This is a genomic window from Rhodococcoides corynebacterioides NBRC 14404 (assembly GCF_001894765.1).
Taxonomy (GTDB): Bacteria; Actinomycetota; Actinomycetes; order Mycobacteriales; family Mycobacteriaceae; genus Rhodococcoides; species Rhodococcoides corynebacterioides.
Window position 1 is genome coordinate 289,315 of record NZ_BCWV01000002.1, and the last position, 23,855, is coordinate 313,169.

At 70.1% G+C, this 23,855-nt stretch carries 23 protein-coding genes; 14 read left to right on the forward strand and 9 right to left on the reverse strand.

Annotation, left to right across the window (positions count from 1 at the left end; all coding sequences use genetic code 11):
* Positions 1-74: 74 nt before the first annotated feature.
* The gene (locus tag RC2_RS02715) at positions 75-767 is read left to right on the forward strand and encodes a TetR/AcrR family transcriptional regulator (RefSeq protein ID WP_068153476.1); all 693 of its coding nucleotides are present in this window, start codon (positions 75-77) and stop codon (positions 765-767) included.
* A 16-nt stretch (positions 768-783) separates the two neighbouring features.
* Here the strand turns inward: RC2_RS02715 and RC2_RS02720 are convergent, their stop codons facing one another.
* Entirely contained in the window at positions 784-1,542 is a 759-nt protein-coding gene (locus RC2_RS02720; RefSeq protein WP_139277250.1) for a CPBP family intramembrane glutamic endopeptidase, read from the reverse strand.
* 32 nt (positions 1,543-1,574) lie between these two features.
* Here RC2_RS02720 and RC2_RS02725 point away from each other — a divergent pair, with 32 nt between their 5' ends.
* Genes RC2_RS02725 through RC2_RS02735 form a run of 3 tightly spaced genes read left to right on the forward strand, consistent with a single transcriptional unit; the run spans position 1,575 to position 4,811 of the window.
* Positions 1,575-2,528 carry an aldose 1-epimerase family protein gene (locus tag RC2_RS02725; protein ID WP_068153474.1) on the forward strand — a complete coding sequence of 318 codons (954 nt, stop codon included), beginning with the start codon at positions 1,575-1,577 and terminating at the stop codon, positions 2,526-2,528.
* Entirely contained in the window at positions 2,525-3,445 is a 921-nt protein-coding gene (locus RC2_RS02730; protein ID WP_072681016.1) for a carbohydrate kinase family protein, read from the forward strand. The genes RC2_RS02725 and RC2_RS02730 overlap by 4 nt, the downstream gene beginning before the upstream one ends.
* Before the next feature lie 55 nt (positions 3,446-3,500).
* Complete coding sequence (locus RC2_RS02735) at positions 3,501-4,811, forward strand: citrate synthase (protein WP_072681019.1); 1,311 nt, start codon at positions 3,501-3,503, stop codon at positions 4,809-4,811.
* 66 nt (positions 4,812-4,877) lie between these two features.
* Here RC2_RS02735 and RC2_RS02740 read toward each other — a convergent pair whose 3' ends face one another.
* Positions 4,878-5,693, reverse strand: a complete 816-nt coding sequence (locus RC2_RS02740) for a carbon-nitrogen hydrolase family protein (protein WP_082895662.1) — start codon at positions 5,691-5,693, stop codon at positions 4,878-4,880.
* A gap of 59 nt (positions 5,694-5,752) precedes the next feature.
* Between RC2_RS02740 and RC2_RS02745 the strand changes: the two genes are divergently transcribed.
* Positions 5,753-6,394, forward strand: coding sequence for a GntR family transcriptional regulator (locus tag RC2_RS02745; RefSeq protein ID WP_068151051.1), 642 nt, complete (start codon positions 5,753-5,755; stop codon positions 6,392-6,394).
* Here the strand turns inward: RC2_RS02745 and RC2_RS02750 are convergent.
* Complete coding sequence (locus RC2_RS02750; protein ID WP_068151052.1) at positions 6,366-7,721, reverse strand: MFS transporter; 1,356 nt, start codon at positions 7,719-7,721, stop codon at positions 6,366-6,368. The two genes, RC2_RS02745 and RC2_RS02750, sit on opposite strands and share 29 nt — an antisense overlap.
* 132 nt (positions 7,722-7,853) lie before the next feature.
* On the opposite strand from RC2_RS02750, the gene RC2_RS02755 reads away from it, so the two are divergent.
* On the forward strand, positions 7,854-8,543 hold the full coding sequence (locus tag RC2_RS02755; RefSeq protein ID WP_068151055.1) for a DUF2848 domain-containing protein: 690 nt from the start codon (positions 7,854-7,856) through the stop codon (positions 8,541-8,543).
* An 81-nt stretch (positions 8,544-8,624) separates the two neighbouring features.
* Positions 8,625-8,981, forward strand: a complete 357-nt coding sequence (locus RC2_RS02760) for an FKBP-type peptidyl-prolyl cis-trans isomerase (protein ID WP_068102869.1) — start codon at positions 8,625-8,627, stop codon at positions 8,979-8,981.
* Here RC2_RS02760 and RC2_RS02765 read toward each other — a convergent pair.
* Complete coding sequence (locus RC2_RS02765) at positions 8,959-10,296, reverse strand: sensor histidine kinase (protein ID WP_082895663.1); 1,338 nt, start codon at positions 10,294-10,296, stop codon at positions 8,959-8,961. The genes RC2_RS02760 and RC2_RS02765 overlap by 23 nt on opposite strands.
* Positions 10,293-10,988: a response regulator transcription factor gene (locus tag RC2_RS02770; protein WP_068151057.1), complete on the reverse strand. Its 696-nt coding sequence runs from the start codon at positions 10,986-10,988 to the stop codon at positions 10,293-10,295. Before RC2_RS02770 ends, RC2_RS02765 begins: the two co-directional genes overlap by 4 nt.
* Before the next feature lie 53 nt (positions 10,989-11,041).
* Here RC2_RS02770 and RC2_RS02775 point away from each other — a divergent pair, with 53 nt between their 5' ends.
* A complete protein-coding gene (locus RC2_RS02775) occupies positions 11,042-12,385 on the forward strand; it encodes a cryptochrome/photolyase family protein (protein WP_072681021.1) in 1,344 nt (447 codons plus the stop codon).
* A gap of 51 nt (positions 12,386-12,436) precedes the next feature.
* Here the strand turns inward: RC2_RS02775 and RC2_RS02780 are convergent, their stop codons facing one another.
* On the reverse strand, positions 12,437-14,326 hold the full coding sequence (locus tag RC2_RS02780) for an acetate--CoA ligase (RefSeq protein ID WP_072681023.1): 1,890 nt from the start codon (positions 14,324-14,326) through the stop codon (positions 12,437-12,439).
* A gap of 45 nt (positions 14,327-14,371) precedes the next feature.
* Between RC2_RS02780 and RC2_RS02785 the strand changes: the two genes are divergently transcribed.
* Positions 14,372-15,286: a PaaX family transcriptional regulator gene (locus tag RC2_RS02785; RefSeq protein WP_082895664.1), complete on the forward strand. Its 915-nt coding sequence runs from the start codon at positions 14,372-14,374 to the stop codon at positions 15,284-15,286.
* Positions 15,287-15,435: 149 nt separating this feature from the next.
* Here the strand turns inward: RC2_RS02785 and RC2_RS02790 are convergent, their stop codons facing one another.
* The 3 genes from RC2_RS02790 to RC2_RS02800 form a co-directional block, all read right to left on the reverse strand.
* Positions 15,436-16,014 carry a hypothetical protein gene (locus RC2_RS02790; protein WP_139277251.1) on the reverse strand — a complete coding sequence of 193 codons (579 nt, stop codon included), beginning with the start codon at positions 16,012-16,014 and terminating at the stop codon, positions 15,436-15,438.
* A gap of 23 nt (positions 16,015-16,037) precedes the next feature.
* A complete protein-coding gene (locus tag RC2_RS02795; RefSeq protein ID WP_139277252.1) occupies positions 16,038-16,952 on the reverse strand; it encodes a hypothetical protein in 915 nt (304 codons plus the stop codon).
* 160 nt (positions 16,953-17,112) lie between these two features.
* Complete coding sequence (locus RC2_RS02800) at positions 17,113-17,532, reverse strand: RidA family protein (RefSeq protein ID WP_068151074.1); 420 nt, start codon at positions 17,530-17,532, stop codon at positions 17,113-17,115.
* Between the two features lie 120 nt (positions 17,533-17,652).
* Here RC2_RS02800 and RC2_RS02805 point away from each other — a divergent pair, with 120 nt between their 5' ends.
* Genes RC2_RS02805 through RC2_RS02825 form a run of 5 tightly spaced genes read left to right on the forward strand, consistent with a single transcriptional unit; the run spans position 17,653 to position 23,855 of the window.
* Complete coding sequence (locus RC2_RS02805; RefSeq protein WP_082895665.1) at positions 17,653-18,342, forward strand: fumarylacetoacetate hydrolase family protein; 690 nt, start codon at positions 17,653-17,655, stop codon at positions 18,340-18,342.
* Positions 18,339-18,821, forward strand: coding sequence for a cupin domain-containing protein (locus RC2_RS02810; RefSeq protein ID WP_068151076.1), 483 nt, complete (start codon positions 18,339-18,341; stop codon positions 18,819-18,821). Before RC2_RS02805 ends, RC2_RS02810 begins: the two co-directional genes overlap by 4 nt.
* The gene (locus tag RC2_RS02815; RefSeq protein WP_245810932.1) at positions 18,818-19,771 is read left to right on the forward strand and encodes an acyl-CoA thioesterase; all 954 of its coding nucleotides are present in this window, start codon (positions 18,818-18,820) and stop codon (positions 19,769-19,771) included. Before RC2_RS02810 ends, RC2_RS02815 begins: the two co-directional genes overlap by 4 nt.
* Positions 19,768-21,462 (forward strand): AMP-binding protein, encoded by a 1,695-nt coding sequence (locus tag RC2_RS02820; protein ID WP_068151079.1) that lies wholly within the window; start codon positions 19,768-19,770, stop codon positions 21,460-21,462. The genes RC2_RS02815 and RC2_RS02820 overlap by 4 nt, the downstream gene beginning before the upstream one ends.
* A complete protein-coding gene (locus RC2_RS02825; protein WP_082895666.1) occupies positions 21,459-23,855 on the forward strand; it encodes a bifunctional salicylyl-CoA 5-hydroxylase/oxidoreductase in 2,397 nt (798 codons plus the stop codon). The genes RC2_RS02820 and RC2_RS02825 overlap by 4 nt, the downstream gene beginning before the upstream one ends.

Sequence of the window (23,855 nt, forward strand, 5' to 3'; positions counted from 1 at the left end):
CACTGCTCTCGCAATCCAGAATGAGAGCACCGCTCTCGAATGTCAAGAGCGGTGCTCTCGATTAGGGTCGACCCATGACCACGGCACGCGAGAAGGCCCGCGACGAGCTGACCGCCGAGATCCTGGCGTCGGCCCGTCGCCAGCTGGCCGAGGTGGGCCCGGCGGCACTCTCGCTGCGGGCGGTGGCGCGGGACATCGGCAAGGTCTCGTCAGCGGTGTACCGCTACGTGGCGAGCCGCGACGACCTGCTCACGGCGCTGATCGTCCAGTGCTACGACGAGCTGGGTGCCGCCGTCGAAGCCGCAGATCGTCCGGAACAGTCCCCTCGCGCGCGGTGGCGCGCGGCCTGCGCGGCGATCCGCGACTGGTCGGCCGCGCACCCGCACGAGTACGCCCTGCTCTACGGCTCACCCGTCCCCGGCTACGTCGCCCCGCGGGACACCGTCGGCCCGGCGACGCGGCCCACCGCGGTGCTGGTGCGCATCGTCGTGGCGGACCGGCTGACTCGCTCCCGGGCCGCGGAGGGCCGGCGCACCGCGCTGTACGAGCCCGTGCGGGTGTTCGTCCGCGACACCACCGGCGACGCGGGCGCGGCGGTCCTGGACGACGACCTCGTCGAGCGCACCCTGAGCGCCTGGATCACGGTGTTCGGCGCCGTCTCGTTCGAGCGGTTCGGTCATTTGGTGGGCGTCACGGCGGACACCGACCGCTACCTCGACCGGGTCGTCGAGGACCTCGCGGATCGGCTCGACCTGGGCGGCGGATGAACGGCGGGGCGAGGGGTCAGTGCGTCATCTGCCAGACGGTGAGCGCAGCGAGCGCACCGGCGCCGTTGAGCGCCCAGTGCAGCCCGATGGGCGCGAGCACACTGCGCCCACGATGGCGCAGCCAGGTGAACACGAAGCCGGCGACGGTGGTGCCGGCGACCGCGCCGCAGACGCCGACGATCTGACCGAAGAGCCCGGTGCCGAGGACGGCCGAGAACCCGTCGTTGCCCACCGTCAGGCCGAGCGACGACGCGACGTGCCACAGGCCGAACAGCAGGGAACCGATGATCGCCACACCGCGAAAACCGAAGCGGCGGGACAGTTTCGCGTGCAGGACGCCGCGGAAGGCGAGTTCTTCCGGGATCACGGTCTGCAGGGGGATGATGACCAGCGCGGCCACCAGGGTGGCGCCGACGTTGACGCCGTAGCGCTCGTTGAGGAAGGCGCTCTGCGTGAACGGAATCGACGCGGCGATCGCGACGACGGCCAGCGTCACGGCGGCGGCCGCCGCACCGTGGCGAGCGCCGCGGCCGAGATTGCTCAGTCCGAGATCGGCCCAGTGGACCCCGCGGGCACGGGCGAACGCGACGAGCAACAGCGCACCCACCGGTACGGCCGCGACGGCGACGGGGGTGGGTGCGAAGTGGGCGGTGAGGTTGAAGACGACCAGTGCGGCCACGACGACGACGATGTCGACGACGGTGCGGTCGAACCACCGCGGACGCGCGGCCGACGACTCGACCGGAACGGAAGCGGGAAGAGCAGTGGACACCACGTCGACTGTAGCGATCGCGGTAGCGTGCTGCCATGGCACCGGAGGACGCGACCACCGCGTTGGCCCACGGCGAGTACCTCGCCCACGTCGCGCGGCGGGGAGCGGGGTTGCGCCTGCTCGAGCGGTCGGGCCGGGCGTTGACGGAGACCTGGCCCGCGGGCGAGAAGCCGCCGCTCTCGGCCGGTCTGGTCCTCGCGCCGTGGCCCAACCGCACGCGTGACGGTGAGTTCCCCTTCGGCGGCGCGACGCACCGCCTCGAGATCACCGAGCCGGCCCGGAACAACGCCAGTCACGGTCTGGTCCGCCGCCGGGACTGGGACGTCGTCGAGCGCACCGCGTCGTCCGTCACGCACGCGGTCGAGGTGGGCGGGGAGCCGGGCTGGCCGTTCCCGCTGCGCCTGACGGTCCGTCACGCTCTCGCCGACGACGGGCTGACCGTCACCCACACCGCGACCAACCTCGGCGACACCGACGCGCCGTTCGGCCTCGGCGTCCACGCCTTCGCGCGGGCCGGGGACGCGCCGCTCGACGAGTGCACGCTGCAACTGTCGGCGGGCGTGCGTCTGCCGCTCGATCCGGACCGCAACCTCCCGGCGGGCGGCCCGGTCCCCGTGACGGGCACCGACGCCGACTTCGCCGCCCCACGCTCGCTCTCGGGGGTGTGGCTCGACACCCCGTTCAGTGCGCTCGTTCCCGACGCCGACGGCCGGTCGCGCCAGTACCTCACGCCGCCCGACGGTCCGGCCACCGTCGTGTGGACCGACGCGCGGTTCCCGTGGGTACAGGTCTTCACGGCCGACCCGGCGCACGATCAGGCGTATCCGGATCGCGGCCGGGCGCTCGCGATCGAGCCCATGACCTGCCCGCCCGACGCCCTGAACTCGGGGATCGACCTCGTCGTCCTCGCGCCGGGGGAGACGTGGACGGGCACGTGGGGGCTCGGCGTAGCCACCGACGCCACCGACGCGGTCGGGAGCGCCTCGTGACGATCCTGGTGTGCGGCGAGGCCCTGGTCGACCTGGTGCCGCAGGACGGCGGGCCGACGCTGGCGCCGCGTCTGGGCGGCGGACCGTTCAACGTCGCGGTCGCCCTGGGCCGCCTCGGGTCCGACGTGCAGTTCCTCTCGCGCATCTCCACCGACCCGTTCGGGCGGGATCTCGTCGCCTGGCTGGAGGCGTCGCACGTGGGTCTGGACGTCCTCCAGCGCGGACCGGAGCTGACGACGCTGGCGCTGACCACCCTGGCCGCCGACGGCTCGGCCGAGTACTCGTTCTACGCGGAGGGCACGGCGGACCGGCTGGTCGAGGATCCCGCGACGATTCCGGAGTCGGTGACCGCCGCGTCGTTCGGGACGTTGTCGCTGCTCTACGAGCCCGGCGCGTCGGTCTACGCCGCGCTCCTCGCCCGCCTGCACGACGACGGCGTCGTGACCATGCTCGATCCCAACATCCGGCCGGCCGCGATGACCGACGGCGACGGATACCGGCTGCGGTTCCGCGGGTGGCTGCCGTCGGTGGACGTGCTCAAGGTGTCGGTCGAGGACGCGGCGTGGCTCGCGGAGGGCCCGTCCGGCACGACGCCGGCGGACTGGCTGGCGGCGGGGGTCACCGCCGTGGTGATCACCCGCGGCGGCGACGGCATCACCGTGGTGACCGCGCGCGGCGAGGTGTCGGTGGCCGGGGTGGCGGTCGAGGTCGCCGACACCATCGGCGCCGGCGACACGGTGCACGGGGCGTTCCTGCATCACCTCACCGGGCTCGGCGTGGACGGCCCGGACGCGCTGCGCGCGCTGGACGACGACGCGTGGCGACGGGCCGCGGAGTTCGCCGTCCGGGCCGCCGCGATCACCGTTTCGCGGCCGGGGGCGGACCCTCCGTGGGCGTCCGAGGTCACCGACGGCTAGGTTTTATCTCCGACACCACAAGTTCCGTGACCACCGAGCTCGAGAGGGACCCTTCGTGCCCGCTGAGAATGCCGACAACGCCGCCACCGCCAAGCTGATCTACCCCGGTGGCGAACACGAGATGACCATCGCGCGAGCCACCGAAGGCAACGACGGTATCGAGCTGGGCAAGCTGCTCGCGAACACGGGATACACGACGCTGGACGGCGGGTTCGTCAACACCGCGTCCACCAAGTCGGCGATCACCTACATCGACGGTGCCGAGGGCATCCTGCGCTACCGCGGATACCCGATCGAGCAGCTGGCGGAGAAGTCCTCGTTCATCGAGGTCAGCTACCTGCTGATCTACGGCGAGCTCCCCACCACCGAGCAGCTGGACGCGTTCACGGACCGCATCCGTCGGCACACGCTGCTGCACGAGGACCTCAAGCGGTTCTTCGACGGCTTCCCGCGCAACGCGCACCCGATGCCCGTGGTGTCCTCGGCGGTCAACGCCCTGTCCGCGTACTACCAGGATTCGCTGGACCCGGACGATCCCGAGCAGGTCGAGCTGTCCACGATCCGTCTGCTGGCCAAGCTGCCGACCATCGCGGCGTACGCGTACAAGAAGTCGGTGGGCCAGCCGTTCCTGTACCCGGACAACTCGAAGAGCTACGTCGAGAACTTCCTGCGCATGACGTTCGGCTTCCCGGCCGAGCCGTACGAGGCCGACCCGGAGCTGGTCAAGGCTCTCGACATGCTGCTGATCCTGCACGCCGACCACGAGCAGAACTGTTCGACGTCGACGGTGCGCCTGGTGGGGTCCTCGGACGCCAACCTGTTCACGTCCATCTCGGGCGGCATCAACGCGCTGTGGGGCCCGCTGCACGGCGGCGCCAACCAGGCCGTGCTCGAGATGCTCTACCGCATTCAGGGCGAGGGCGGCGACAGCGCCGACTTCCTGAACCGGGTGAAGAACAAGGAGGCGGGGGTCAAGCTCATGGGCTTCGGCCACCGCGTCTACAAGAACTACGACCCGCGCGCGGCCATCGTCCGCAAGACCGCGCACTCGATCCTCGAGAAGCTGGGTTCCGGCGACGAACTGCTCGACATCGCGATGAAGCTCGAGGAGGTCGCGCTGAACGACGACTACTTCGTCGAGCGCAAGCTGTACCCGAACGTCGACTTCTACACCGGCCTGATCTACCGGGCGATGGGCTTCCCGGAGCGCATGTTCACGGTGCTGTTCGCGCTCGGTCGCCTGCCCGGCTGGATCGCGCACTGGCAGGAGATGCACCAGGATCCCCACGGCAAGATCGGCCGTCCGCGCCAGATCTACACCGGCTACACCGAGCGTGCCTACGAGGGCATCGACGGGCGTAGCTGACACCACGCACGAACGACGACGGGGGCACCGGCTTCGGCCGGTGCCCCCGTTGTCGTGTGCGGTGGGTCAGAAGACGCGGTTCGCCAGGACCGGGAGGGTCCGACGGACGCTGTCGAGCTCGGTGACGTCGAGGTCGAGGGTCAGCTCGCCCGGCGCGTCGCCGAGACTGTCCAGAACGTCCCCGGTGGGGGAGACCACCATCGAATGCCCGATCCCGACGGGGGCGGTCCCGCTGATCTCGATGCCCGACGCCGCGGGGTCGGCCTGGCCGCAGGCTGCGACGAACGTCGTCGAGTCCAGTGCGCGGGCGCGGGCGAGCAACGTCCACTGATCGACCTTGCCGGGCCCGCGACCCCACGACGCCGGGACGACGATCAGCTGCGCGCCGCGGTCGGCGAGGGTCTGGAAGAGGCCGGGGAAGCGGATGTCGTAGCACGTCGCGAAGCCGACGCCGACGCCGTCGACGTCGACCACCACGGGGTCCGATCCCGGTGCGACGGTGTCGGATTCGGCGAATCCGAAGGCGTCGAAGAGATGGATCTTGTCGTACGAGGCCTCGACGCCGCCGCCGGTGATCAGCAGGGTGTTGCGTACCCGCTCGGCGGCGTCAGACTCGCCGGACCCACCGGCGGCGGGGGTGAACATGCCCGCCACCACGGTGATGCCGGCGTCGTCGGCCATGGCGCGTACCGCGCTCGCCCACGGGCCGTCGAGGGGTTCGGCGACGTCGACGATGGACCCGCCGAAGCGACGCATGGTGGCCTCGGGGAGCACGCAGAGTCGGGCGCCGGCGTCGGCCGCGCTGCGGACCGCGTCGCGCACGATGTCGAGGTTCTCCTGCGGGTCACGCGAGGTGGTGACCTGGGCGAGGCGGATCTTCATGGAACACTCCTGACTCGAGCGAGGACGATCGGTGGCCGATCGCCAGGTATACATACTGTATGCACGAATTGTCGGGCCGCGAGCGCGCGTACGCCTACCTGCGCGACCAGGTGTTGTCGTCGCCGGCCGCGACGGGGACGTTCCTCAACGAGGGTGAACTCGCGTCGCAGATCGGCGTCTCGCGGACCCCGGTGCGCGAGGCGCTCCTGCTGCTCGTGTCCGAAGGTCTGATCGAGATGGTCCGTGGCCGCGGGGCCTACGTGCCGCCGATGTCCGGCCGTCAGATCGGGGAGCTGATGGACCTGCGCGGCGTGCTCGAGCGGCATGCCGCGGACCTGTGCCTGACGGCGGGAACCGTTCCGGTGGACCGGATGTCGGACACGCTCGATCAGCAGGAGGCGCTGAGCGAGGGCGCCGCCGAGGACCACGCCCGGACGTTCATCGCCCTCGACGGCGCGTTCCACCAACACCTCATCGACGCCGCGGGCAGCGAGCTGCTCTCCCACACGTACGCCGGGCTGCGGGCGCGGCAGCTGCGGGCCGGTCTGTCCGCCTTGTTCGGCGCTCCGGACCGCAAGCATCAGGTGTGCACCGAGCACCGCGCCATCGTCGACGCTCTGCGCGCCGGCGACGCCGCGCGGACCGCGGAGGCGATCGATGCACACCTGACGGTCACGACGCGGATTCTGTTGCGGGGGTGAGGTTCCGCGCGACGTACTGCTCCTCCTCGGCCGGGTCGGGTCCGCGTCCGAGGATCAGGCCCAGCACGGTGAGCACGCCGGTCACCACGATGTAGGAGAACACCGGGACCCAGCTGTCGAAGCGGTCCAGCAGGTAGGTGAACATCAGCGGGGCGATGGCGCCGCCGAAGACGCCGGCGATGGTGTAGGCCAGGGACGCACCCGTCGAGCGCAGGCGCAGCGAGAACTGCTCGGTGACGAAGGCCGCCTGCGGGCCGTACATGAACGAGTGGAACGTCAGCCCCACCACGACGCCGAGGACGAGCATGCCGAACGAGCTGCCGCCGATGAGCAGGAAGAACACGGCGACCCAGACCACGCCGCCGACGGCCGCCACGGCGTAGACCAGGCGGCGGTTGACGAGGTCGCTCACGGCCCCGGCCAGCGGAATGGTGACGAGCTGGAACGCGGACCCGACGAGGATGGCGGTGAGCACCTCGCTACGGACGAATCCGAGCTTGGACACGCCGTACGTGATCGAGAAGACGGTGAAGAGGGCGTAGATCACGTCGGGCGCGATGCGGGAGAGGATCGCCGCGATCAGCGGCCGCGTCTGGGTGCGGAACACCTCGGTGATCGGCGCCTCGGGTCGGTCGCCGCTCTTCTGGATGGCCTTGAAGACGGGGGTGTCCTCGAGCTCGAGGCGGATCCAGAGACCGAAGCCGACCAGCACGGCGGAGAACAGGAACGCCACGCGCCAACCCCAGGACTCGAACTGCTCCTCGGTGAGGGCGAACGTGAGCCCGGCGAGCGCACCGTTGGCCATGAGGTTGCCGGCGGGCGGGCCGATCTGCGCGGCCGAGGACCAGAATCCGCGGCGCCGTGGGTTGCCGTACTCGCTGGAGAGCAGGACCGCGCCGCCCCATTCGCCGCCGACGGCGACACCCTGGGCGAAGCGCAACAGCACCAGGATGATCGGTGCGGCGACGCCGATGGTCGCGTAGCCGGGCAGGAGTCCGATGAGGAACGTGGTGACGCCGATGAGCAGCAAGGTGATCACCAGCAGCTGTTTGCGTCCGATGACGTCGCCGAGTCGGCCGAACACGAACCCGCCGATGGGGCGCGCGACGTAGCCGACGGCGTAGGTGGAGAACGCGAGCAGAGTTCCGGTGAGCGGGTCGGACTCCGGGAAGAAGATGATCGGGAAGATCAGCGCGGCGGAGGCCGAGTAGACCGCGAAGTCGTACCACTCGAGGGCCGTGCCGGTCAGGCTGGCCGCGAAGGCCTTGGTCAGGGACTTACGGTCGGGCCGCCCTGCCTGCCTTCCGTCGTGTGTGGTGGCGTCCATGGGATTCCTTTCGGGGTGTCGTGGGTCATATACTTGCTGTATACAGAACGTATGCGCAAGCCCCTGGCGCAGACGAAACCCAGAGTTTTCACGGACCCCCGGGTCCCACAGACCCCGAGACGGAGACCGCTCATGACCGACGCCACCACCCTCACCTTCGATCTGCCCGACGGCAGTACCCGCGACGTCGTGGTGCACACCCTGCTCAACGCGGGATACGCCGGCCGCAACCAGGAGGAAGTGGCCGCCCACATCGCCGAACTGGCGGAGCTCGGCGTACCCGCCCCCACGACCACGCCCGCGCTCTACCCCGTCTCGCCGTACCTGGCGCAGCAGACGTCGTCCGTGGCGGTCCAGCACGGGCGCACGTCCGGCGAGGCGGAGTGGGCGCTGATCGTCGCCGGCGACACGCGGGACGACGTCCTGCTGACCGTCGCGTGCGATCACACCGACCGCGAGCTCGAGGTCCACGGGGTGGCGTGGAGCAAGAACGCCTCGCCCGACGTCCTCGGGTCCGCCGCATGGAAGCTCACCGAGGTGGCGGACCACCTCGACCGGATCACGCTGCGCGCGTGGGCCGACGACGTCCTCATCCAGGACGCGTCGCTCGCGGACCTGCTGACGCCCGATCACTGGTTGGACGCGCTGGCCGAGCGCGACCTGTTCCGCGCGGGCACGGTGCTGCTGTCCGGCACCGTGCAGATGGCGCCGGGGGTCGAGCAGTTCGCGTCGTCGTGGCGCGTCGAGTTGCACGACCCGGTCCTCGATCGCCGCGTGAGCTGCAGCTACACGGTCGAACGCATGCCGTCGCCGATCGGCTGACGACAACCGCGTTAGGGTGATTCGGTACGAGAAACCGCAGTTCGCGATCGGGCGCCCGCCCGGTCAGACGAGGAGAATGTCGTGACCAAGCCCGAGATCGAGTTCCAGCCCGGCCCGCCGCCCACCGATCTCGTGGTCGAGGACATCACCGTCGGCGACGGTGCGGAGGCGAAGCCCGGCGGCACCGTCGAGGTCCACTACGTGGGCGTCGAGTTCGACACCGGCGAGGAATTCGATTCGTCCTGGAACCGCGGCGAGTCCATCACCTTCCCGCTGCGCGGTCTGATCCAGGGTTGGCAGGACGGCATTCCCGGCATGAAGGTCGGCGGGCGTCGTCGTCTGACCATTCCGCCGGAGCTCGCCTACGGCCCCGCCGGCGCCGGCCACCGGTTGTCCGGCAAGACGCTCGTCTTCGTCATCGATCTCCTGAACGCCTGATCGACCCGGGGTCCTCGCCGACCTCGAGCACCACGCGTGCCCCGCCCAGCGGGCTCTCCTCCACTCGTGCGGTTCCGCCGTGCAGGTGAGCCTGCTGGGCCACCAGCGCCAGCCCCAGTCCCGAGCCACCCGGCGCCGCCCCCGCGCCCCGCTCGAAGCGGCCGAACACCCGCTCGCGCTCGGCCTCCGGGATGCCCGTGCCGTCGTCGTCGACCACGATCCGTGCACCGGTCGACGTGCGCTCGACGCCGATCACCACCGTGCTCGCCCGGCCGTGCCGGGCAGCGTTGCGCACGGCGTTGTCCAGGGCCAGCCGCAGACCGGCCGGATGGCCGTGCAGCGGAACGGGTTCCGTCGCCTCCACCCGCACGGTCACGCCCGGCACAGAACGCGCCGCGTCGCGCGCCACCAGATCCGCCACGTCCACGGCGTCCATCGGGACGCGCTCGGCCGCCGTCGTCAATTCGCCGGAGGCGAGCTTCTCCAGCGCGCCGAGCGTCGTCTCCACCCGTCCCTGGGTGCGCTGCAGGTCGGCGAGGATCTCCCGTCGCTGCTCGTCGGAGAGATCGAGGGTGCGCAGCACCTCGATGTCGGTGCGCATCGCCGTCAGCGGGGTGCGGAGCTCGTGCGCCGACACCGCCGCGAAGTCGCGGGCAGTCTCGAGGGCGCTCTCGGTGCGCGCGCGGGCGTCCTCCACGCGCTGGAGCATGTCCGCCACGGCGGCAGCGAGCTCGTCCGCCTCCCGCACCCCGGTGGATCGCCGGGGCGGGACGGGAGGTTCCCGCGCGACGTCGCGGGTCAGCCGCATCAGCGGCCGCACCGCGCGGCCGCCGAGCAGCCAGCCGAGCACCGTCGACGCGCCGACCGCGAGGACGCCGGCCCGCAGCACCTGCCATTGCTGGTCGTCCGTGATGTCCTGGGCCTCCGACAGCGGCACCGCGATCGAGACCGTCGCGCCTGCGCGGGTGGGGACGTCGGCGGTGTAGACGCGGAACGGCACTCCGTCGACCCCGACCGTCGTCGATCCGGGCCCGAGCGCCGGCAGCTCCGGTTGCGTACTCGCCCGGACGGTGCCGTTCTGCCGGATGGTGATCCCGAACGCCTCGGATTCCCCGAGGAAGCCGAGGAACATCTCGAACGTCTGCGCCCGCGGTACGACGACGTCGGACGCCAGTTCCAGCCGACGGTCCAACTGGAGCACGTTGTTGCGGGAGATCGCCGCGGCCACGTACCAGCCGATGAGCGAGACGATGATGATCGCCCCGAGGGCGGTCGCCGCCGCCACGCGGGCGCGCAGCGAGAACGCGCGCCTCATGCTCCGGGCCGCAGCACGAACCCCACACCGCGGACCGTGTGCAGGACGCGCGGCGTGCCGTCCGCCTCCATTTTCCGGCGCAGGTAGCCGACGAAGACGTCGACGACGTTGGTGTCGGCGACGAAGTCGTAGCCCCACACGAGTTCCAGCAACCGCTCGCGACTGAGGACCACGCCGTGATTGCGGGCCAGCACGGCGAGCAACTCGAACTCCCGCTTCGTCAGGTCGAGGGTGCGCCCCGCGATGACCGCGCGGTGTCCCGGCTCGTCCACGGTGAGCGGTCCGACGACGACGGCGCCGTCGGGCTCCTCGGTCGGGACCGTTCGGCGCCGCAGCATCGCCTTGATGCGGGCGACGAGCTCGGCGAGGACGAACGGCTTGGTCAGGTAGTCGTCCGCGCCGGCCTCGAGGCCGGCGATCCGATCGTCGACCGAACTGCGCGCACTGAGCACGCAGACGGGAACCTCGTTGCCGCGGGCCCGCAACGCGGAGACGACGCCGCTCCCGTCGAGGACGGGCATGTTCATGTCGAGCACCACGACATCGGGACGACGCGCGTCGACCAGGTCGAGCGCCACGGCGCCGTCCGGGGCGGTGATCACCGTGAATCCGCTCAGGCGGAGTCCGCGTTCGAGGGAGGCGAGGACGTCGGCGTCGTCGTCGACGACGAGAACGGTGGCGGAATCGGGCACGAGGCCATTCTGCCGTGTTCGTCGAGCGAGGATTTCGGGTACGAACTCCGATCATGAGCACTACGCCCACCGTCCTGTGGTTCCGACGCGACCTCCGACTGGGCGATCACCCGGCTCTCGCGCACGCCGCGGGGGCCGGTGGCGACGTCCTGGCGCTGTTCGTGCTCGACCCGGCGCTGCTGGATCCCGCCGGCGCGGCGCGACGCGACGTGCTCTTCCGCGCCCTCGAGTCGCTGGACGACGCGTTGAACGGCCGGTTGCTGGTGGTGAAGGGCGACCCGGTGACGGCGGTCCCGAAGGTCGCGACGGCGGTCGGGGCCGAGGCCGTGCACGCGAGCGAGGACTTCGGACCGTACGGACGACGGCGGGACGAGCAGGTGGGGGAGAAGGTGGACCTGGTCTTCACCGGATCTCCGTACACCGTGTCGCCGGGGCGCATCACCAAGGACGACGGCGACCCCTTCAAAGTGTTCACGCCGTTCTACCGGCGGTGGCAGGAGCACGGGTGGCGGGATCCGGCGGACACGTCGGCGTCGAGCGCGTCGTGGATCGACCCCGGCGACGTCTCGGGTGGGCCTCGCCGCGTGAAGGTTCCGAGCGAGAAGCACCACGTCGACGCCGAGATCGGCGAGAAGGAAGCGCTGACGGCGTGGAAGGACTTCGTCGACGATCGGGCGAGCGGCTACGGCGACGAGCGCAACCGGCCCGATCTGGACAGCACCAGCCGCATGTCGGTCTATCTCAAGTACGGCATGATTCATCCGCGGACGTTGCTCGCGGATTTGAAAGGCAAAGCGGCCGAACCGTATCGGCGCGAGCTGTGCTTCCGCGACTTCTACGCCGACGTGCTGTACCAGCGCCCCGACAGCGCCCGCGAGAACTACGACAAGCGGTTCGACAGGATCGAGCTGGACTCCGGCAAGCACGCCGACGAGCTGTTCGACGCCTGGTGCGAGGGACGTACCGGCTACCCGATCGTCGACGCCGGGATGCGCCAGTTGGTGTCGGAGAACTGGATGCACAACCGCGTTCGCATGATCGTCGCGTCGTTCCTGGTCAAGGACCTGCACCTGCCGTGGTGGCGGGGGGCGCGGTTCTTCCTCCAGCACCTCATGGACGGCGACATCGCGAGCAATCAGCACGGGTGGCAGTGGACGGCGGGCACGGGCACCGACGCCTCGCCGTACTTCCGCGTGTTCAACCCCACCACGCAGGGGGAGAAGTTCGACCCGCAGGGTGATTACGTGCGCCGCTGGGTGCCGGAACTGCGCGGCGTCGAGGGCAAGGCGGTCCACGCCCTGAAGGACGGGCGTCCGGAGGACTACCCGGAGCCGATCGTCGACCACAAGCACGAGCGCGAGGAGGCGCTGCGGCGGTTCGCGGCCATCAAGGAGTAGGGGCCGATCGGGTGCAGTAGTCCACGCTGGGCGTGGACTACTGCACCGAACTCACACCCGCCCGCGGAACGCCTCGGCCAGAGCGTCGAGCACGGAGGCGTCCTCGATGGTCGACGGCACCACCACCTCCGCGCCGTCGGCCATCTGCCGCATGGTCTTGCGCAGGATCTTCCCCGAGCGCGTCTTCGGCAGGGCGGCGACGACCGTGACGTCCTTGAACGAGGCGACGGCGCCGATGTCCGCGCGGACGGCCGCGATCAGGTCGGCCCGCAACTGCTCCTCCGTGATGTCGGCACCCGCCTTGAGCACCACGTACGCCGACGGCTTCTGGCCTTTGGTCTCGTCGTGCACGCCGATCACCGCGCACTCCGCGACGGCCGGATGCGTGGCGACGACGGCTTCGATACTGCCCGTGGACAATCGGTGCCCGGCCACGTTGATGACGTCGTCGGTGCGGCCGAGGACGGTCAGGTACCCGTCCTCGTCGATCAGGCCGGAATCACCGGTGAGGTAGTACCCGTCGAACGCCGAGAGGTACGACTCGACGTAGCGCGTCTCGTCGTTCCACAGCCCGGTGAGCGTGCCGGGCGGCAGGGGAAGTTCGACCACGATGGACCCCTCGGTCCCGGCGGGCACGGGGCCACCCGAGGCGTCGACCACGGCGACCCGGAAGCCCGGCACCGGGACGGTGGGGGAGCCGGCTTTGATCGGCATGGGTTCCAGGCCAAGCAGATTGGCGCAGATGGGCCACCCGGTCTCGGTCTGCCACCAGTGATCGACGACGGGTCGGTCCAGCACCCGCGACGCCCACGCGAAGGTGTCCGGGTCGAGGCGCTCGCCGGCGACGAAGAGGGCGTCGAGCTCGCTGGTGTCGTAGGACGCGAGCAACGCGGCATCGGGGTCGACCTTGCGGATCGCGCGCAGCGCGGTCGGAGCCGTGAACAGCACGCGCACATCGTGATCGGCGATCACCCGCCAGAACGCGCCCGCATCGGGAGTGCCGACGGGCTTGCCCTCGTACAGCACCGTCGTGGCGCCGGCGAACAACGGACCGTAGACGATGTAGCTGTGGCCGACGACCCACCCGACGTCGCTCGCGGTCCACATGACCTGCCCCGGGCCGATGTCGTAGATCGCCCGCATCGACCACGTCAGGGCCACGGCGTGACCACCGTTGTCCCGCACGACGCCCTTCGGCTTGCCCGTGGTGCCGGAGGTGTAGAGCACGTAGAGCGGATCGGTGGCCGCCACGGAGACCGGATCGGCGGGCGACGCAGCGGCCAGGGCGTCGTCGAAGTCCACCCAGTCGGCCGGCACCTCGGCGGGAATCTCGGTGCGACGCTTGACGATCACCGCCGACGGCGAGGCCGTGGACAGTGCCAGCGCGGTGCGGACGGGCTCGACGTAGTCGACGGTGCGGCCCGGTTCGAGACCGCCGGTGGCGGTGACGACGGCGACCGGGGCGGCGTCGTCGAGACGGGCGGCGAGTTCCTTGGCGGCGAATCCGCCGAAGACCACGGAGTGCACGGCGCCGAGGCGCGCGCAGGCCAGCATCGCGATCACCGCCTCCGGAATCATCGGCAGGTAGATGACCACGCGGTCGCCGGTGCCCACCCCGTGCTCGCGCAGCACCCCGGCGAAGCGAGCGACGAGGTCCAGCAACTCGGCGTAGGTGTACGACGCCCGGGTGCCGGTCATCGCCGAATCGTGGATGAGGGCGACGCGGTCACCGGCCCCGCTGGCGACGTGGCGATCCAGGGCGTTGACGCAGGTGTTCAGCTCGCCGTCCGGGAACCAGCGGTAGAAGGGCGGCCTCGACGAATCCAGGGCGCGGGTGGGCGGAACGGTCCAGTCGACGGCCCGCGCGGCGTCCAGCCAGAACGCGTCCGGATCGGTGGCGGCGGCGTCGTACGCCCGGCGGTAGGCACCCGATTCGGTCATGACTCCGACTGTAAACGCCGTGGGAGCGCGTGGTTCGATGTTCGGATGACCGGTGTCGGAGAGAGCGCAGCGGGGGCCGAGTTCGCCGCCGCCGACGATCTCGCCGTCGACCTCGCCACCGACACCGATGCTGCCGACGGCACCCCGGAGGGGGCGCCCCCGCGGTCGCTCATCGTCACCGTGTTCGGCCTCTATGTCCGCGAGTTCGGCGGCTGGGTGGGTGTCGGCACGCTGATCCGGTTGCTCGAGCCTCTCGGGGTCGACGCCCAAGCGGTTCGCTCGGCGGTCTCCCGTCTGAAGCGACGCGGCATTCTGGTGGCGGAGAAGCGGGGCACCACCGCCGGCTACGCGCTGTCGGACGTCGCACGCGAAATCCTCGCCCTCGGTGATCGCCGGATCTTCTCGCCGCCCCCCGAGACGGGGGAGGAGTGGGTGATGGTGGTGTTCTCGGTGCCCGAGAGCGAACGCAAGAACCGACACGCACTCCGAACCCGGCTGTCCGGCATGGGTTTCGGCAACGTCACGTCGGGGGTGTGGATCGCCCCCGTCCACCTGGCCGAGGATTGCCGCCTCGTCCTCGCGCGGGCGGGGCTCGACAGCTACGCCGACGTCTTCACCGGCGGCAGTCTGCTGTCCGGTGAGGCCGCCGACCGCGTCGGGCAGTGGTGGAACCTCGACGAGCTCGCGTCGTCGTACGAGCGGTTCGTCGTGCGCGTCGAGCCGCTGGTCGATCGGTGGCGGGCGGCGGATCCGTCGGCCGATCCCGCCGGGGCCTTCGCCGACTACGTCCGCGTGCTCACCGCGTGGCGACGACTGCCCTATCGCGACCCGGGCCTGCCCGCGAGTCTGCTGCCCGAGTCGTGGCCGGGGGTCGCGGCGCGCGATCTCTTCGGCGCGGTCCGGGAACTGCTGGAGAAGCCGGCGCATGCCTACGTGGACGAGGCTCCGACACCGCGCTGAACCGGTGATTTGCCGTCGGCGGATGCGGGGTGGGTCACTGCGTGCCGTGTTCGACAGAAGCTCGTGTTTCCGTTGCTTGATTCGACACAGGGGTCGTTGGCACACCGCCGTAGGTGCAGGACGGTACGTCAGGTCCGGGAGACGTCCGACTACCCGAGCAGCGGCGGCGCCTGCCCCTTGATGCGTCGGCGCGGCAGTAGGCGTTCACCCGTCGGCCAGATCTCGACCAGGTACCGCTCGCGGGTGTAGTCGTCGTCCTCGGACCTACTACGCCCGAGGGCAAGGTGTCGGCCCCGCTCGTATGCTAGTACGCCGTAGTTGCCGGCGCCGTCGGCGGTCAGCGTGTCCGTGAACGCGCCCCGCGCACCCACAACGGGAACGAACTCGCCGGAGGCAATGCGTGTGGACTCACTCAGCGCCCTGAAACCAAGCTCCTCGACGGTGTCCCATTCCTCGGTGTCCACGGTGGCCGGGGGCGTGTCCGAGACGCGGAATGTCACGTGCACCATTCCCCGGAACACACCTGTTGTGATTGCGACAATGCCGGGCGCAGCTGTCAACAGGTCGTGGCCCTCGGGTGGGTCCGGCGGTGGAAGGTAGTCCTCGACATCCTCCACCGGTGCTCCTTCTGGTTGGTCGGTGCCGGCTGACGGGTCATCGATCAGGCAGAAGGATCGAAACTCGACCATCAACCAGTCGCCGACCTCGAGTACGACGTTCCCGGTCATGGCCGGCCTCTCCTCTACGCAGCTCACCGAGCGAAGTATGGGGTGGCGACCTCGACGTCGCCGCTGCTGCATGTCTGCCCATACCCCTTCTCGGCAGCTTCCGCGGCAGATCGCGTAGCGCACGTCCACCCGTCGAACTGTCGGATGTTGGACCGACCGAACTCATCTGTCCGAGGCAGTCCGTTGTAGCGGTCGATGACCGCATAGGCGTCGGTGCACGAGATCGAACCCTTGCGGACCTCGACCACCGGCTGACGTCCGGTTGCGGCCCCGCAGACCGTGCCGGGCCGTACCGAACCGGTCCCGTCCGTGTAGACGCCGTCCGTCCCACCGGACGCGTTCGATGGCGGCGGGTCGTCGACACTCGTCGTCTCGACAACCGGCGGCTTCGACGTCGGCCCCGACGTTCGTAGTTCACCGTCGATGAAGGAGAACCCGGCGACCGAGTTGGCGCATTCGACGCCGCCGTCCACCGCTGTGCAAACGACACCATCGACACTCACCCGAGAATTCACCGGTAGCAGCGGAGCACCGGGCGGGCCACCTTCACTGACGAGCGGATAGAAGCCGTCGGGTGCCAACACGATCGCGTTCGGTGGTCCGTCGAATACCGACCCCTGCACCGGTGCGGCCGATGTGCCGTCGGGCCACGCCACCGAGCACTCCACGTTCGTGCCGGCAGAGGGATAGATGACGCATTCCCGTAGCGGAGTCCCGTCCAGCGCGAAGCGGTAGCGGTCGGCGCCGTACTCGTAGTTTGCGGGGTCGAGGTCGACGACCGCAGGCGTGCTCGTGGAGCTGACCGCCGACGACGGCGTGGAAACCGTCGGTGCTCTGCTGGCCACCGACTCGGCTTTCGTCGGGCCGTCACCACATGCAGCGACGAGGCCGACCATGGCGGCGGCAAGAGCCAGGCCCACTGAGTACGGCTTCGTCATATCGCAGAGTCAACCATCGAGGTCCGACATTTGCAGACCGGCAAGTTTGGTGGCCCCTGCCGACCCGTTCCGAGGTGGTCGACGGTGAGCCCCGAGCACGCCGAAGGTCGTGACCACCCCCCCTTCGTGCCGCCCTCACGGACCCCCAAGGTGCCGAGTGTCAGCTGGTCGGCCGCTGCAGCCGCTCGTCGGGGATGACGGCGGTGCCCATGATCTCGATCAGGGCCTCGGGCTGCCACAGTCCGGTGGTGCCGATGCCCGCCATGGCGGGGTAGACGGGGCCGGCGAGCTCGCGCCACACGCGTCCGATCTCCCGGCCGTGTGCTTGGTAGTCGGGGATGTCGGTGAGGAAGATCGTGATGCTGACGAGGTCCTCGGGCTGTCCGCCCGCCTCGGCGAGGGTGGTGAGGACGTTGCCGAACGCCTGCCGGAACTGCTCGACGATGCCGCCGGGGACGATGCGCATGTCCTTGTCCAGCGCCGTCTGTCCGCCCAGGTAGAGGGTGTTGCCGGCGAGGGTGCCGTGCGAGTAGCCGCTGGGGGTGGGGAGCGCGGCGGGGTTCACGGGCAGGTGCGTCATGACGGTCCTTCGTCTCGGTGGGTGCCTACGGATCGAGCCTAACCGATCTATTGCGTACTTGCGACGGTCGTGCAAAACTCGCTACATGAACCGCCGCGACCCCACCGAACGGGAGACGCCATGACGCTGCCGGTACCGACACCCGCCAAGGTGATCTGCTGCGGACTGAACTACGGCGACCACATCGCCGAGACCGGGCGCGACCGGCCGCAGTACCCCACCCTGTTCGCGAAGTTCGCCGACACGCTGATCGGCCCGACGGACGACATCGTCGTGCCGGACGACGTGCTGGTGGACTGGGAGGCCGAGCTCGCCGTGGTGGTGGGTCGACCGATCCGGCACGCGTCTCGCACCGAGGCCGAGGCCGCGATCCTGGGATACACCGTGGCCAACGACATCTCGATGCGCGACTGGCAGCGCCGCACCCTGCAGTGGTTCCAGGGCAAGGCGTGGGATGCGACGACGCCGGTCGGGCCCGTCGTCGCCACTCCCGACGAGGTCGATCCGGCCGCCGGCCTGACCATCACCTGCCGGGTCAACGACGAGGAGGTGCAACGGGATTCGACGAAGACCCTCGTGTTCGACAGTGCCGACCTCCTGTCGTACGTCTCGACCTTCACCACGCTGCGGCCGGGGGACCTGATCCTCACCGGGACACCGGGCGGCGTGGGCATGTCCCGCGATCCGGCCCGCTACCTCGCCGACGGCGACGTCCTCGAGACGGAGATCGAGGGCATCGGCCTGCTGCGCAACGTCGTTCGCACCATCACCACCCCGAAGAACCTGCCGACAGAAGGAGATCAGTCATGACCGCACAGACCGAGTACGTCCTCGAGGGCGACAACTCGCAGTACGCGAGCGAGGGCGGACGCGTGATCCCCGTGGTCACCCGCGCCGGTGAGGAGGACGGCCGCACCGGTCAGACCGAGGGCGCGACGCGCGTCTCCGGCGTCGGACCGCAGCACACCCCCGCCACCAAGATCTGGTACGGCAAGGTCAGCAACGAGCCGGGCTACCGTTCCCTCGCCCATCACCACGGTGAGGCCGAGACCGGCGGCTACGTCCTCTCCGGCCGCGCCCGCATCTACTTCGGCGAGGACTACCAGGACTACATCGACATGGACGAGGGCGACTGGGTCTTCGTGCCACCGTTCATGCCCCACATCGAGTGCAACCTCTCGCGCACCGAGCCGCTGCACTGGCTCACCACTCGCACCCCCGACAACATCGTGGTGAACCTTCCCGCGGTCGCCGACGAGTCGCTGCCGGACTGGCTGGACCGGCCGTGACCACCGTGGATGGCCCGCCCGTGACCCCGACCTCCGCCGTCGTCACCGACGCGATCACCCTGACGCCGGCGGACCCGGTCGCGGCGGATCTGGCCTTCACCGCGGTGACGCAGCCGTGCCCCTGGCCCAAGGCGTACGGCGGGGACATGGTGGCCGCGGCGGCCGCCGCCGCGATGCGGTCGGTCACGGACGGCAAGACCGTGCACTCCATGCACTCGTACTTCCTGCGCCCGGTCGACATCGGCGCTCCGGTGCACTACGACGTCGAGATCGTCCGCGACGGACGACGATTCGCGACGCGTCAGGTGCGCGCGCTGCAGAACGGCAAGACGGCGTACCTGGCGCTGACCTCGTTCGCGGCCGGCGGCGAGAGCGGGTCGACGGCGAGCGTCGCCCCCGCGGACCTCCCGGCACCCGACGAGCTCCCGTCGTCCGCGCAGTATCTCGCGGACCGCCCCGTGACCGACGACGCGACGATGACCGAGGTGAGCAAGCAGTACTGGAGCGCCGGGCGCGGCGTCGACATGCGTCACGTCCCCGGGCCGATCTACCTCGACGTCGAGGGGGGCCGAGACCCGCAGCAGGCGTTGTGGATCCGCCCGTTCGACGCCCTGCGTCCGGTGTCGGGACTGACCGACGCGCAGCGTGATCTGGCCGCTCTCGCCTATGCCTGCGACTACACGATTCTCGAGCCGGTCCTGCGCGCCCTGGGTCACCCGTGGGCCGAACCGGGCCTGGTCACCGCGAGCCTGGACCACGCCATGTGGTTCCACCGTGCTCCCGCCCCCGGTGTCCTGGACGGGTGGCTGCTCTACACCCAGGAGGCCCTGTCCGCCGACGCCGGTCGCGGTGTGGGACTGGGCCGATTCTTCACTCCCGACGGAATTCACCTGGCCACCGTCGTCCAGGAAGGCATGATCGACCCGACTCGACAAGGAGCCGTGACATGAGCACGGAGACCACAGCGCTGGCACCGACCGGTCCCGACTCGCTCTCGCCGAGCGCGTACGTCGACACCTTCGCCCGCGACAACCTGCCTCCCGCCGAGCTGTGGCCGACGCTCGAGTTCACCACGCCCGAGCTGCAGTTCCCCGACCGGCTCAACGCCGGTGCGGAGCTCCTCGAGCGCGCCGTGGACCGGTTCGGCGAGGACCACCCGGCGCTGCGGACTCCCGACGGCATCGCGTGGACGCTCGGGGACCTGCGTGACCACACCCACCGGATCGCCCGGGTGCTGACCGAGGACCTGCACCTGCAGCCCGGGAACCGCGTTCTTCTCCGATCGCCGAACACCCCTCTGGCCGTGGCGTGTTGGCTGGCGGTGCTCGAAGCGGGCGGTATCGCCGTCGTCGTCATGAGCGCGCTGCGGGCCCGCGAGCTCGCGCCGATCGTCGCGAAGACCCGTCCGTCCGTGGCGCTCGTGGACCACCGCGTGATCGACGACGTGTCGACCGTGCGCGACGAGGGTGCTGCCGATCTGGTGGTGGTCCCGGTCGGCGGCGCCGGCGAGGACGATCTCGTGTCGCGGGCCGCGGGCAAGCCCGGGGACTTCGTGCCGGTCGAGACGGCGGCGGACGACGTCGCCCTGCTCGCCCCGACCTCCGGCAGCACCGGAACGCCCAAGTTCTGCATGCACTTCCATCGCGACGTGCTGGCCATCGACGCCACGTTCGGCGCGGCCGGCCTGCGCCTGCGCAGTGACGACGTGGTGGCCTGCACCGCGCCGTTCGCGTTCACCTTCGGACTCGGCATGTTGGTGGTCTTCCCGTTGCGCGCCGGAGCGTGCGCGCTGCTGACCGACGCCGTCACCCCGCCGGCACTCGCCGACCTGGTGGAGTCGGAGAAGGTCACCGTGCTGGCCACCGCGCCCACCGCGTACCGGCAGATCATCAAGGCCGACAAGCTTCGTCGCCTGGCGGGCCTGCGCGTCGCGGTCAGTGCCGGCGAGCACATCCCCACCGGGGTGTGGACGCGCATTCGCGACGAGATCGGCCTCGAGGTGATCGACGGCATCGGGGCCACCGAGCTGCTGCACATCTTCCTGACGACGGCGGCGGCGGATGCACCCCGACCCGGCTCGACCGGCAGGCCGCTGCCCGGGTACCGCGCCGCAATTCTGGGGGACGACGGTGAGCCCGTGCCGGACGGAACGCCCGGCCGGCTCGCGGTCATCGGTCCCGTCGGGTGCCGGTACCTGGCCGACGAGCGTCAGTTCGAGCGCGTCGAGAACGGGTGGAACATCACCGGTGACACGTTCTACAGGGACGAGGACGGGTACTACTTCTACTGTGCCCGAACCGATTCGATGATCGTCTCGTCCGGCTACAACATCGGGGCACCCGAGGTGGAGGCCTGCATCGACAGCCACTCCGCGGTGCTCGACGCGGCCGTGGTCGCCGAACCGGACCCGGACCGCGGATCCATCGTCAGTGCGTTCGTCGTGCTCCGCGACGGTGTGCCCGCGACCGACGAGACGGTGCGGTCCATCCAGGATCACGTGAAAGCCGAACTGGCGCCGTACAAGTACCCGCGCCGCATTCGCTTCGTCGACACCCTGCCGCGGAACTCCAGCGGCAAACTCCAACACTTCAAGCTCCGGCAGTCCTTCGAGACGCCGGCGGATCAGGAGGCACGGTCATGAGGATCGCCATCGTGGGTGGAGGACCCGGCGGGCTCTACTTCGCCGCCCTCGCCAAGCAGCTCGACCCCACTCACCGCATCGACGTCTGGGAGCGCAACGCCCCCGACGACACGTTCGGGTTCGGTGTGGTGTTCTCCGACGAGACGCTCGGCAGCATCGAGGGCGCGGACCCGGTGGTGCACGACGAGATGGAGCGTCTCTTCGCCCGGTGGACCGACATCGACGTCGAGGTCGACGGCCGGTCCTACACCATCGGCGGCCAGGGCTTCGCGGCGATGAGCCGCAAGGAGCTGCTGAAGGTGCTCCAGCGCCGGGTCGCCGATCTCGGTGTGCAGGTGCAGTACTCGACGGAAGCGCCCGATCCGGATACGCTGCGGCGCACCTACGACCTGGTGATCGCCTCGGACGGTCTGAACTCCGCGGTTCGGACGCGCTACGAGGACGTCTTCCGGCCCACTCTCGATCGCCGGAACAACAAGTACATCTGGTTCGGCACCGACAAGGTGTTCGAGGCGTTCCAGTTCATCGTCGCCCACACCGAGTTCGGCACCATGCAGATCCACGGGTACCCGTACTCCGACCAGGGCTCCACGTTCATCGTCGAGATGCACGACGACGTCTGGCGCCGTGCGGGTCTGGATCGCACCGAGCACGAGCACTTCCCGCCAGGGGTCTCCGACGAGTACGCGGTCGAGCGTATCCGCGAGATCTTCGCCGACACGCTGGACGGGCACGAGATCCTCACCAACAACTCGAAGTGGCTGAACTTCCACACCGTGCGCAACGAGCGGTGGTTCGACGGCAACGTCGTCCTGCTCGGCGACGCTGCTCACACCGCCCACTTCTCCATCGGCTCCGGAACGAAGCTGGCCATGGAGGACGCCCTCGCCCTGGCGGCGTGCGTCCACGAGCACGCGGACATCGAGACCGCCCTCGCCGCGTACCAGGAGGAGCGCAAGCCGGTCGTCGAGAGCACGCAGCGCGCGGCGCAGGCGTCGCTCGAATGGTTCGAGAACATCGGCCTGTACGGCGATCAGGCGGACACGGAGTTCGTGTTCAATCTGCTGACGCGCTCGCGGCGCATCACGTTCGACAACCTGCGCGAGCGGGACGAGGAGTTCGCGGCGCTGGTGCGGTCGCGGTTCGCGGCCGCGAACCGAGTCGAGTCCGCGCCGCCCGCCATGTTCGTCCCCGGCCGGATCGGCGAGCTCGAGCTGGTGAACCGGATCGTGCTCTCGCCCATGGACATGTACGTCGCGACGGACGGAGTGCCGTCCGACTTCCACATGGTGCACCTGGGCTCGAAGGCGCTCGGCGGCGCGGGGCTGGTGATGACGGAGATGACCTGCGTCTCGCCGGAGGGGCGGATCACCCCCGGATGCCCCGGGCTCTGGACCGACGAGCAGCGGGATGCGTGGGCGCGGGTGACGCGGTTCGTTCACGAGAACAGTGCGGCGAAGATCGGTGTGCAGATCGGACATTCGGGCCGCAAGGGCTCGACCAAGCTCATGTGGGACGGCATCGATCAGCCGCTCGAGGAGGACAACTGGGAGGTGATCGGCCCGTCCGCCCTGCCGTACGGCGACGGATGCCACGTGCCGCGGGAGGCGACGCGCGACGATCTGGACGCGGTGGTGCGGGACTTCGTCGCCACGGCCGAGCGGGCCGTCGCGGCCGGCTTCGATCTGATCGAGGTCCATGCGGCGCACGGGTACCTGCTGTCGTCGTTCCTCTCGCCGATCGCCAACCACCGCACCGACTCCTACGGCGGATCGCTCGAGAATCGTCTCCGGTTCCCGCTCGAGGTGTTCGACGCCGTGCGCGCCGCCGTTCCGTCGTCGATCCCGGTGACGGTGCGCGTGTCCGCGACGGACTGGGCGCCGGACGGCAACACCGTCACCGACGCCGTGGAGATCGCGCGCGCGTTCGTCGAGCACGGCGCGGCCGCGATCGACGTCTCCACCGGGCAGGTGACCAAGGACGAGACGCCGGCGTTCGGGCGGTCGTACCAGACGCCGTTCGCGGATCGGATCCGTCACGAGGTGGCCGCGCAGGCCGGGGTGGCGGTGATCGCCGTGGGGGCGATCTCGTCGTACGACGACGTCAATTCCATCCTCCTGGCGGGTCGCGCCGACTTCTGCGCCCTGGGCCGCACGCATCTCTACGACCCCAACTGGACCCTGCACGCGGCGGCCGAGCAGGAGTGGACGGGGGCGGGGGCGTCGTGGCCGCTGCCCTGGAAGGCCGGGCGTCGCCGGCCGCCGACCTCCCGCACCGACAAGGTGCCGCCGCGTCTGTCGCTGCTGCGCGACGGTGGCGAGGACACCACGCACGTGCGGTGGACCCCGAATCGCACGGTGGCCGAGGAGCGAACGGCCGTCCCCGTCGGGTAG

Bases quoted from the DNA above. Each gene is read 5' to 3' on its own strand.
- RC2_RS02715 (WP_068153476.1), top strand. From the start codon at position 75: ATGACCACGGCACGCGAGAAGGCCCGCGACGAGCTGACCGCCGAGATC.
- RC2_RS02725 (WP_068153474.1), top strand. From the start codon at position 1,575: ATGGCACCGGAGGACGCGACCACCGCGTTGGCCCACGGCGAGTACCTC.
- RC2_RS02740 (WP_082895662.1), bottom strand. From the start codon at position 5,693: ATGAAGATCCGCCTCGCCCAGGTCACCACCTCGCGTGACCCGCAGGAG.
- RC2_RS02745 (WP_068151051.1), top strand. From the start codon at position 5,753: ATGCACGAATTGTCGGGCCGCGAGCGCGCGTACGCCTACCTGCGCGAC.
- RC2_RS02750 (WP_068151052.1), bottom strand. From the start codon at position 7,721: ATGGACGCCACCACACACGACGGAAGGCAGGCAGGGCGGCCCGACCGT.
- RC2_RS02755 (WP_068151055.1), top strand. From the start codon at position 7,854: ATGACCGACGCCACCACCCTCACCTTCGATCTGCCCGACGGCAGTACC.
- RC2_RS02765 (WP_082895663.1), bottom strand. From the start codon at position 10,296: ATGAGGCGCGCGTTCTCGCTGCGCGCCCGCGTGGCGGCGGCGACCGCC.
- RC2_RS02775 (WP_072681021.1), top strand. From the start codon at position 11,042: ATGAGCACTACGCCCACCGTCCTGTGGTTCCGACGCGACCTCCGACTG.
- RC2_RS02780 (WP_072681023.1), bottom strand. From the start codon at position 14,326: ATGACCGAATCGGGTGCCTACCGCCGGGCGTACGACGCCGCCGCCACC.
- RC2_RS02785 (WP_082895664.1), top strand. From the start codon at position 14,372: ATGACCGGTGTCGGAGAGAGCGCAGCGGGGGCCGAGTTCGCCGCCGCC.
- RC2_RS02790 (WP_139277251.1), bottom strand. From the start codon at position 16,014: ATGACCGGGAACGTCGTACTCGAGGTCGGCGACTGGTTGATGGTCGAG.
- RC2_RS02795 (WP_139277252.1), bottom strand. From the start codon at position 16,952: ATGACGAAGCCGTACTCAGTGGGCCTGGCTCTTGCCGCCGCCATGGTC.
- RC2_RS02800 (WP_068151074.1), bottom strand. From the start codon at position 17,532: ATGACGCACCTGCCCGTGAACCCCGCCGCGCTCCCCACCCCCAGCGGC.
- RC2_RS02805 (WP_082895665.1), top strand. From the start codon at position 17,653: ATGACGCTGCCGGTACCGACACCCGCCAAGGTGATCTGCTGCGGACTG.
- RC2_RS02810 (WP_068151076.1), top strand. From the start codon at position 18,339: ATGACCGCACAGACCGAGTACGTCCTCGAGGGCGACAACTCGCAGTAC.
- RC2_RS02820 (WP_068151079.1), top strand. From the start codon at position 19,768: ATGAGCACGGAGACCACAGCGCTGGCACCGACCGGTCCCGACTCGCTC.
- RC2_RS02825 (WP_082895666.1), top strand. From the start codon at position 21,459: ATGAGGATCGCCATCGTGGGTGGAGGACCCGGCGGGCTCTACTTCGCC.